This window comes from Vibrio sp. Vb0349 (assembly GCF_033338975.1).
Genome location: NZ_JAWOTS010000092.1, coordinates 1 through 1,949 on the forward strand (window position 1 = coordinate 1; position 1,949 = coordinate 1,949).

The following is a 1,949-nucleotide window of genomic DNA, read 5'->3' on the forward strand; positions in this document are numbered from 1 at the left end:
TTCGTCGTATTAGCCATTGGCCTTGCCATCGGAAAAATTCGCTTTGGAAACCTACAGTTAGGCAACTCTATAGGTGTTCTAATTACCTCGCTGATCATGGGTCATTTAGGCTTTTCCTTTAACGCTGAAGCGCTAACCATCGGCTTTATGCTCTTTATCTATTGCGTTGGCATAGAAGCTGGACCTAACTTTTTTGGCATCTTCTTTAGGGATGGTAAACACTACTTCATCCTCAGTATGACCGTGCTTGTCGCTGCAGTGAGCTTAACTTACGGTTTAAGCCACTACTTTGGCCTCGATTTCGGTCTTTCTGCCGGTATGATGGCAGGAGCATTGACGGCGACACCTGTTCTAGTTGGTGCTCAAGATGCTTTGAACTCAGGTCTTGCAACAATACCGCGCAATATGGATTTTTCTTTGGTATTAGAAAATCTATCCGTAGGTTACGCGATGGCTTATCTGATTGGTTTGATCAGCATGATCATGTTCGCTAAGTTGCTACCAAAGTTACAAAAGCAGAACCTTTCAGACTCTGCTCAACAAATCGCTCAAGAGCGTGGCCTTGGTAACTCAAGCCAGCGCAAAGTTTATCTACCTATTATTCGCGCATATCGAGTTGGCCCGGAGCTTATCGATTGGACAGACGGCAAAAACTTACGAGAACTTGGTATTTACCGCCAAACGGGTTGTTACATTGAACGTATTCGCCGTAATGGTATTCTCGCCCACCCTGATGGTGATGCGATTTTGCAAGAAGGCGATGAAATAGCACTGGTAGGCTTCCCTGACAGCCACGCTCGTTTGGACCCAAGCTTCCGCAACGGTAAAGAAGTGTTCGACCGTAACCTTCTCGATCTGCGTATTGTGGAAGAAGAGATTGTCGTTAAGAGCGACGCGATTGCCGGCAAACGTCTATCTGATTTGAACCTGTCTGAGTTCGGTTGTTTCCTTAACCGCGTAGTTCGTGCGCAAATCGAAATGCCAATGGATTTAGACATTGTTCTTGCCAAAGGTGATGTGCTTCAGGTGAGTGGCGAGAAGAGTCGTGTACATGGCCTTGCTGAGAAAATCGGTTTTATCTCGATCCACAGCCAAATGGCCGACTTATTGGCGTTCTGTAGCTTCTTTATTCTTGGCATTATGTTTGGCCTAGTGACCATGACATTTGGTCAAGTGTCGTTTAGCTTAGGTAATGCAGTAGGCCTTTTGCTGTCAGGTATTACACTAGGCTTCCTTAGAGCCAACCACCCTACTTTCGGCTACGTACCGCAAGGTGCGTTAAACATGGTCAAAGACCTTGGTTTAATGTTCTTTATGGTCGGTATCGGTTTGAGTGCTGGTGGCAAGATGTTCGAGCACTTGACTCAAGTTGGCCCACAGGTGATCGGCCTTGCGTTTATTGTTAGTGTCGTGCCTGTTGTGCTTGCTTACCTTGTTGGCGCATACATTTTGAAGATGAACCGCGCATTGCTATTCGGGGCGATCATTGGCGCACGTACTTGTGCACCAGCGATGGATGTCGTAAACGAATACGCGAAATCGACTATCCCTGCTCTTGGCTATGCGGGTACTTATGCGATAGCCAACATCCTAATGACACTAGCTGGTACCATATTGATTATTCTTAGTTAACCGTTTTGGCGGAACGACTAAATCATCAAATACAAAAAAGGCGCTCAATGAGCGCCTTTTGCATATCTTTCCAATCAATTAGATTTGAATGAAGTCTGTTTCTACAGCTGGGTTTACGTCAGCGTCGTAGTCAACACCTTCGACACCAAAACCGAATAGCTTCAAGAACTCTTCTTTGTACTCAACGTAGTCAGTTAGCTCTTTTAGGTTTTCAGTTGTAATTTGTGGCCATAGCTCACGACAGTGTTGTTGGATATCTTCACGCAGTTCCCAGTCATCCAGACGTAGACGATTCATATCATCCACTTCTGCTGCGC

At 45.7% G+C, this 1,949-nt stretch carries 1 protein-coding gene and 1 pseudogene; one reads left to right on the forward strand and one right to left on the reverse strand.

The window, feature by feature from the left end:
* Positions 1–1,632: aspartate:alanine antiporter (locus tag R7Q47_RS23470; protein ID WP_318089500.1), on the forward strand; the 1,632-nt coding region annotated here is incomplete at its 5' end.
* 78 nt (positions 1,633–1,710) lie between these two features.
* On the opposite strand, the pseudogene R7Q47_RS23475 reads toward R7Q47_RS23470, so the two are convergent.
* Positions 1,711–1,949: pseudogene (locus tag R7Q47_RS23475) on the reverse strand (bifunctional NADH-specific enoyl-ACP reductase/trans-2-enoyl-CoA reductase); the annotation flags it as partial.